Annotated in this window: 5 protein-coding genes; all 5 read left to right on the forward strand. The window is 71.9% G+C overall.

Annotated elements, in window-relative coordinates; translation table 11 throughout:
• The first annotated feature begins 395 nt into the window (after nt 1-395).
• A complete protein-coding gene (locus ACIQOV_RS17785) occupies nt 396-1,301 on the forward strand; it encodes an LAETG motif-containing sortase-dependent surface protein (protein ID WP_401049477.1) in 906 nt (301 codons plus the stop codon).
• 224 nt (nt 1,302-1,525) lie between these two features.
• A complete protein-coding gene (locus ACIQOV_RS17790; RefSeq protein ID WP_401049479.1) occupies nt 1,526-2,899 on the forward strand; it encodes an oxygenase MpaB family protein in 1,374 nt (457 codons plus the stop codon).
• Between the two features lie 348 nt (nt 2,900-3,247).
• Entirely contained in the window at nt 3,248-4,792 is a 1,545-nt protein-coding gene (locus ACIQOV_RS17795) for a cytochrome ubiquinol oxidase subunit I (protein ID WP_401049480.1), read from the forward strand.
• Nucleotides 4,793-4,825: 33 nt separating this feature from the next.
• On the forward strand, nt 4,826-5,851 hold the full coding sequence (gene cydB, locus ACIQOV_RS17800) for a cytochrome d ubiquinol oxidase subunit II (protein WP_401049482.1): 1,026 nt from the start codon (nt 4,826-4,828) through the stop codon (nt 5,849-5,851).
• A gap of 4 nt (nt 5,852-5,855) precedes the next feature.
• Nucleotides 5,856-7,655, forward strand: a 1,800-nt coding sequence (gene cydD / locus ACIQOV_RS17805) for a thiol reductant ABC exporter subunit CydD (RefSeq protein ID WP_401049484.1), incomplete at its 3' end; no start/stop codon positions are given.

The following is a 7,655-nucleotide window of genomic DNA, read 5'->3' on the forward strand; positions in this document are numbered from 1 at the left end:
CTGCGGTACGAGCCGAGCTGACGGGCGACGGGGAACAGCGGACGGATGACAGATTTCAAACTCTGTCATCCGTCCGCTGTTATCTGTTATCCCTCACCCTGCGCACCGCCCCGGGCGAGGGCGCCACCTTCCGCGTCGAACTGCCCTGCCAGCACTGACCGGATTTCCTGCGGGTTCGCCCGAATGTCGGGAATTCCGGCCTTTGCGCAGCGGACCGGCCCCGACTTTGTCGACTCGTCAATTCCCCGGCGAACCAGGAAGACACGGTGCCCGGTCATTGCCGGAATCCGGCATGGAGCGTCAAGAATGCGTATGCCTATGATCGGTGCTGCCCGGCCGTCGGAAACCCTTCCGGTCGAGGCTTTTGCTTTCCTGCAGGCCCGAAAGGGGTCATTGTGAAACTCCGCCGTTCGCTGGTCTCGGCCGCCCTCGTCGCCGCCGTCGTCTCGCCCGCCGTGGTGCTCTCCGCGGCACCCGCCTTCGCGGAGTCGGCCTCCGCGGCCCAGACCCGGAGCGACAACGGCTCGATCGCCGAGCTGGAGCGGGCCGCCGCCGACGCCGCCAAGGCCTGGACGGCGGCCGTCGCCAACGAGGCCACGGTGCGGGCCGAGGCCTCCGCCTTCCTCAACGACTCGCAGCCCTACCAGGGCAAGTACCAGGAGGCCAAGGCCGCCGCGGTGAAGGCCGCCGCGGCCAAGGACGCCGCCAACAAGGAGGCCGAGGAGGCCTCCTTGGCGTACGGCTCCGCCAAGGAGGAGGACCTGCCCAAGGCCAGGGAGCGGATGCTCAAGGCGATCGACGCCGCCAACGCCGCCATCGCCGCGGACGCGAAGGCCAAGGCCGCCGTGACCGCCGCCGGGAACGCCCTGGACGACGCCCGGGTCGAGGCGTTCCGGCGGATCCACACGGCGGACCAGGCCACCAAGGCCGCGGCCGCCGCCAAGGCCGCCGCGGACCAGGCCCTCGCCGAAGCGAGGGCGGCCGCCGAGAAGCCGGTCGAGAAGCCCGCCGAGAAGCCGGCCGAGAAGCCGGCGGAGCAGCCCGCGGCGGTCACCCCGGTCTCCAACACCACCACCACGGCCAAGACCAGCACCACCGGCAGGTCGACCGCCTCGACCACGTCGAGCACCTCGACCACGTCGACCAGCCGGGCCACCACCGGCTCGACCACCGAACTCGCCGAGACCGGCTCCAACCCGGCCACCCCGTACCTCGCCCTGGGTGCCGGCCTCGCGATCAGCCTCGGCGCCGCGGCCCTCTACGTCTCCCGCCGCAAGCCGGCCACCCGCCCCACCTCCTGACCCACCCCGGTCGCGCCCGCTCGGGAGGACGGCGCGACCACCCCGGAACCGCAGGACAGGCCCCGGCCCGTCCTGCGGTTCCGGCGTTCCGGCCCCGAAACTCCTCGATCGAGTGAATCAATCGCGTTCACCCGGCCGGCCCCTCGGCCGCGTGCGACCGTCCAGCCGTTGCCCGTGCGGACTCGCGCGGGCTGATCACACTGGACGGGAAGTGGGGTGTGTCCATGAGCGTGCTCGTGGCTGAGCGGTCCGCGTCGTTCAAGCGGGACCTTTCGGAGTGGCGGATCCTGCTGGTCGCGTGGCGGCTGCTGGTGCTGCAGGCGGCGGACCCGGTGGTGTCGGCGGGGATGGCGGAGCACTCGACGTACCGGGCGCACCCGTGGCGGCGGGTGGAGCACACGCTGGGCAGCGGGCGGCGGCTGTTCTACCAGGACGCGCAGTCGCTGCACCGGGAGGTCGCCCGGCTGGAGCGGGCGCACAAACGGATCCGGGGGACGGGGCCGGACGGGCGGCCGTACGACGCCGGGGACGCGGCGACCAGGGCGTGGGTGCTGTTGACGCTCTTCGAGGGCGTGGTCGCGATGCGCCGGCTGGGCGGGGACCCGTACGACGCGCAGGAGGTGGCGCAGGCGTACGCGGAGTTCCGGGAGGCGGTCGCCGCCTTCGGCCTCCCGAAGGGCGAGATCCCGGAAACCGTGGGGGAGTTGCCGGCCTACTTCGCCCGGTACGCGCGGGAGCGGCTGGAGTTCACCGAGGCGGCGCGCCACCTGCTGGACGATCTGCTGCGGGAGGCGCCCCGGCCGCGCCGGCTCCGGTTCCTCGGTGACGCGGGGTGGCGGGTGGTGCGGCTGGTGGTCGCCCGGGTGATCCGCGAGCTGACGGTGGCGGACCTGCCGCCGGCGGTGCGGGAGCGGTTCGGGGTGGTCCGTACCCGGCGGGCCGCGCTGCTGTCCGCGGTGCTGCACCGCGGCGCCGGCGCCGTCGTCCCCCTCCTCCCGGACCGGTTGCGCTACCGCTCGCCGGAGCCGTCCCGGCCGCCGAAGCGCCGCCACCCGCACCGGGACGGCCGCGGGCCCCGGCTGGACCGCTTCTTCCGCGAGGTGCTGGACCAGACCGGCGACGGCTTCATCACCGTGCACGACCTGCGGGCGATGGCGCACAACGTGTGCTGGCAGCTGGAGCTGGACGAGGCCGGTGAGGCCCGGGTGTACGAGGCCTTCGACAGCTGGTGGGAGCAGCTGCGCGCGGTGATGGACGCCGACGGGGACGGGAGGGTCGACCGGGACGAGTTCGTCGCGGCCACCCTGTCCGGCCTGGACCGGGACGAGGCCTACCTGGAGCGGGGGCTGCTGCCCGCGCTGCGGGCGGTGTTCACGGCGGCGGACACCGACGGCAGCGGTTTCCTGGAGTTCGACGAGTACCGCACGGTGTTCGGCGGGTCGCGGGTGCACCCGGCGGAGTTGTCGCACGGTTTCCGCCGGCTGGACGCCGACGGGGACGGGCGGATCACCCGGGAGGAGTTCCTCGCCGGTTTCACCGGGTTCTTCACGGCCCGCGCCGACTCCGCCCCGGGGACCGAGCTGCTCGGCCGCGCGTAGCGAGGCGCCGGTAGCACGCGGATCCGGCCGGGGCGACCGGGTCGCGGGCCTGTCAAGCGCCGGTTCGGCCAACACGGTCCGGCCGTCCGCCCCGTCGTTCGTTGCCCCGGTCCGCGGTGGGTCCGCAGACTGTGCGGACCGCACCGCGGGCCGCGGCGCAGCGCACCGGGCTGTCAATCCCACCCCACCTGCAGTTCCCCCGTAAGGATGGTGGATACTGCTCCTTGTGAACGTGTTCACGTTCACAAGCGGACAAGCTTGCGTAGTTGAGCAACGGTCTACGGCTATAGATGAAGTTTGTCCGGAAGATGCCCGTCGTCACGCGGGCAGGTTGGGAGAGAGGGCGACGTGGAACTGGCAATCGCTCACGAGACCATCGCGCGATGGCAATTCGGCATCACCACCGTCTACCACTTCCTCTTCGTCCCGCTCACGATCAGCCTGGCCGCGATCGTGGCCGGTCTGGAGACCGCCTGGGTGCGGACGGACAAGGAGAAGTACTTCCACGCCACCAAGTTCTGGGGAAAGCTCTTCCTCATCAACATCGCGATGGGCGTGGTCACGGGAATCGTCCAGGAATTCCAGTTCGGCATGAACTGGTCCGACTACTCCCGCTTCGTCGGTGACGTCTTCGGCGCCCCGCTCGCGATGGAGGCGCTGATCGCCTTCTTCTTCGAGTCCACCTTCATCGGCCTGTGGATCTTCGGCTGGGACAAGCTGCCGAGGAAGATCCACTGTGCCTGCATGTGGATGGTGGCCCTGGGCACCGTGCTCTCCGCCTACTTCATCCTGGCCGCCAACTCCTGGATGCAGCACCCGGTCGGCTACGCGATCGACCCGGTCACCGGCAAGGCCCAACTGACCGACGTCGTCCGGGTGCTGTTCCAGAACACCACCCTCGTGGTCGTCTTCCACACCCTGACCGCCGCCTTCCTCACCGGTGCGGCCTTCGTCGTCGGCATCGCCTCCTTCCACCTCTGGAAGGCCAAGCGCAAGCCGGAGACCGCCGACCCGAAGAAGACCGCCGCGATGCGGACCTCGCTGCGGCTCGGCCTGGTGCTCGCGGTGGTCTTCGGCGCCGGCACCGCGCTCAGCGGCGACACCCTGGGCAAGGTCATGTTCGAGCAGCAGCCGATGAAGATGGCCGCCGCCGAGGCGCTGTGGGAGACCCAGGCGCCGGCCCCGTTCTCGGTCTTCGCGGTCGGCGACGTCAGCAAGGGCCACAACTCGGTCGCCCTGGAGATCCCCGGAATACTCTCCTTCCTCGCCCACAGCGACTTCAGCTCCTCCGTCCCCGGCATCAACGACACCGCCGCCGCCGAGGCCGCCCAGCACGGCGGCGACCCCAAGGACTACATCCCGAGCATCTTCGTCACCTACTGGGGCTTCCGCCTCATGATCGGCTTCGGGATGACCTCCTTCCTGGCCGGCCTGATCGGCCTGTGGACCACCCGGAGGAAGCTCTTCCTGCGCCCCGAGTTCCGCACCGGCGAGACCGAGGTGCCCCGGCTGATGCTCACCCCCAAGCGCGAGCTGGGGCCGCTGCTGACCAAGTGGAGCTGGCGGATCGGCATCCTGACCATGGGCTTCCCGCTGATCGCCAACAGCTTCGGCTGGATCTTCACCGAGATGGGCCGTCAGCCCTGGGCCGTCTTCGGCCTGATGACCACGGCCAGCGCCGTCTCCCCCAATGTCGGCGTCGGCACCCAGATCGGGGCGCTGGCCACCTTCACCGCGCTGTACGCGATCCTCGCGGTCATCGAGGTCCGGCTGCTGGTCAAGTACGCCAAGGCCGGCCCGGTGGTGACCGAGCAGCCGCCCACCAAGGACCCGTCGCTGCGCGGACCGTCCTCGGACGAGGACGCCGACAAGCCGCTCGCCTTCGCCTACTGAGGCGCCGGGACACCGGGGAACTGAGGATCTGACATGCAACTCCACGACGTCTGGTTCGTGCTGATCGCGGTCCTGTGGATCGGCTACTTCTTCCTGGAGGGCTTCGACTTCGGGATCGGCGTGCTGACCAAGCTGCTGGCCCGCAACACCGCCGAACGACGGGTGCTGATCAACACCATCGGCCCGGTCTGGGACGGCAACGAGGTCTGGCTGCTGACCGCCGGCGGCGCCACCTTCGCGGCCTTCCCGGACTGGTACGCGACGCTCTTCAGCGGCTTCTACATCCCGCTGCTGGTCATCCTGGTCTGCCTGATCGTCCGCGGGGTGGCCTTCGAGTACCGGGCCAAGCGCGACGGCGCCCGCTGGCAGCGGAACTGGGAGGAGGCCATCTTCTGGACCTCCCTCCTCCCGGCCTTCCTCTGGGGCGTGGCCTTCGCCAACATCGTGCGCGGCGTGGACATCGACGCGCAGAAGAACTACATCGGCACCCTCTGGGACCTGCTGAACCCGTACGCGCTGCTCGGCGGCCTGGTGACGCTCGCCCTGTTCACCCTGCACGGCTCGGTGTTCGCCGCGCTCAAGACGGTCGGCGAGATCCGCGAGCGGGCCCGCAGGGCCGCCCTGCTGTCCGGTCTGGTGACCGCCGTGCTGGCGCTGGCCTTCCTGATCTGGACCCAGGCCGACCACGGCAACGGCCGCAGCCTCGCCGCGATGATCGTCGCGGTGGTCGCCCTGCTCGGCGCCCTGGCGGCCAACCAGCTCGGCCGCGAGGGCTGGGCGTTCAGCCTCTCCGGGGCGACCATCGTGGCCGCGGTCGGGATGCTCTTCCTGGCGCTCTTCCCGGACGTCATGCCCTCCACCCTGAACCCGGACTGGAGCCTGACCGTCGGCAACGCCGCGTCCTCGCCCTACACGCTGAAGGTGATGACCGTCGTGGCGGCGATCTTCACCCCGCTGGTGCTGCTCTACCAGGGCTGGACGTACTGGGTGTTCCGCAAGCGGATCGGCGTCCAGCACATCCCCGGGCACAACCCGGCCGCCCCGCTCGACCAGGCCTGACGCCATGAAGCCGGTCGACCCCCGACTCCTCGGGTACGCCCGCACCACCAGGGCCTTCCTCGTCGGATCCGTGCTGCTCGGCGCGGTCGGCGCGGCCCTGGTGGTCGCCCAGGCGAGTCTGATCGCCGAGATCGTCGTCCGCGCCTTCCAGCGCGGGGCGACGCTCGGCGAGCTGACCACGCCGCTGCTGCTGCTCGCCCTGACGGCGGTCGGGCGCGGGCTGGTCGGCTGGCTCACCGAGCTCACCGCGCACCGGTCCGTCGCCCGGGTGAAGTCCACCCTGCGGCGCCGGCTGCTCGACCACGCCACCGCGCTCGGCCCGTCCTACCTGGCGGGCCGGCGCACCGGCGAACTCACCACCCTCGCCACCCGCGGCATCGACGCGCTGGACGACTACTTCGCCCGCTACCTGCCGCAGCTGGCGCTGGCCGTGGTCGTCCCGGTGATCGTGCTGCTGCGGATCGTCGGCGCCGACTTCACCTCGGCCGCGATCATCGCCGGAACGCTGCCGCTGGTCCCGCTGTTCATGGTGCTGATCGGGATGGCCACCCAGTCCCGGATGGACCGGCAGTGGAACACCCTGGCCCGGCTCTCCCACCACTTCCTCGACGTGGTCGCCGGGCTGCCCACCCTCAAGGTGTTCAACCGGGCCCGCACCCAGGCCGCCACCATCGCCCGGATCACCGCCGACTACCGCCGCGCCACCCTGCGCACCCTGCGGATCGCCTTCGTCTCCTCCTTCACCCTGGAACTGCTCTCCACCCTGTCCGTCGCGCTGGTCGCCGTCACCGTCGGCTTCCGGCTGGTGGACGGCACGCTCGACCTGGAGACCGGGCTGCTGATCCTGGTGCTCGCCCCCGAGGTGTACTTCCCGATCCGCCAGGTCGGCGCGCTCTACCACTCCAGCGTCGAGGGGCTGAGCGCCGCCGACGAGCTGTTCCGGGTGCTGGAGACCCCGCTGCCCGCCGCCGGCACCACCCCGGCGCCGGACCTCGCGGGTGCCGAGATCGCCGCCGACGGCCTGGTCGTCCGGCACCCCGGGCGCACCGAGCCCGCCCTGGACGGCGCCGGGCTGACCCTGAGCCCGGGCTCCAGCACGGCGCTCACCGGCCCCAGCGGCGCCGGCAAGTCCACCCTGCTGGCCGTCCTGCTCGGCCTCACCGCCCCGGACTCCGGCACCGTCCGGATCACCGCCGCCGACGGCCGCGTCCACGACCTGGCCGAGCTGGACCCGCAGAGCTGGCGGCGGCAGATCGCCTGGGTGCCGCAGCACCCGCACCTGTTCGCCGGGACGGTCGCCGAGAACCTGCGGCTCTACCGGCCGCAGGCCACCGACGAGCAGCTGTGGACGGCGCTGCGGTCCGCGCACGCGCTCGACTTCGTGACCGACCTGGCGGCCGTCCTGGGGGAGGACGGCGCCGGGCTCTCCGCCGGGCAGCGCCAGCGCCTCGCCCTCGCCCGGGTGCTGCTCGCCGACGACCGGCCGCTGGTGCTGCTGGACGAGCCGACCGCCAACCTGGACGGCGCCTCCGAGGCGGCCGTCGTGGACACCGTCCGGGCACTGGCCGCCGATCCGGCGCGCACCGTGCTGGTGGTCGCGCACCGGCCGGCCCTGCTGGCCGCCGCCGACCGGCGAGTACGGCTGGCGGGGCCCGCCGCCCCGCCCGCCCCGCTCACGGACGGCGGTCACCGCGGCGGTCACTACGACGGGAAGCACGGCGGTCACCGCGGCGGGAAGCACAGCGGGAAGCCGACCCCCGCCCCCGCCGTCGCCGAGGAGACCGGCCCCGAGGGCGGCACCACC

It is taken from the genome of Kitasatospora sp. NPDC091257, from assembly GCF_044757675.1.
In the GTDB taxonomy this organism is placed as follows: Bacteria; Actinomycetota; Actinomycetes; order Streptomycetales; family Streptomycetaceae; genus Kitasatospora; species Kitasatospora lactacystinica.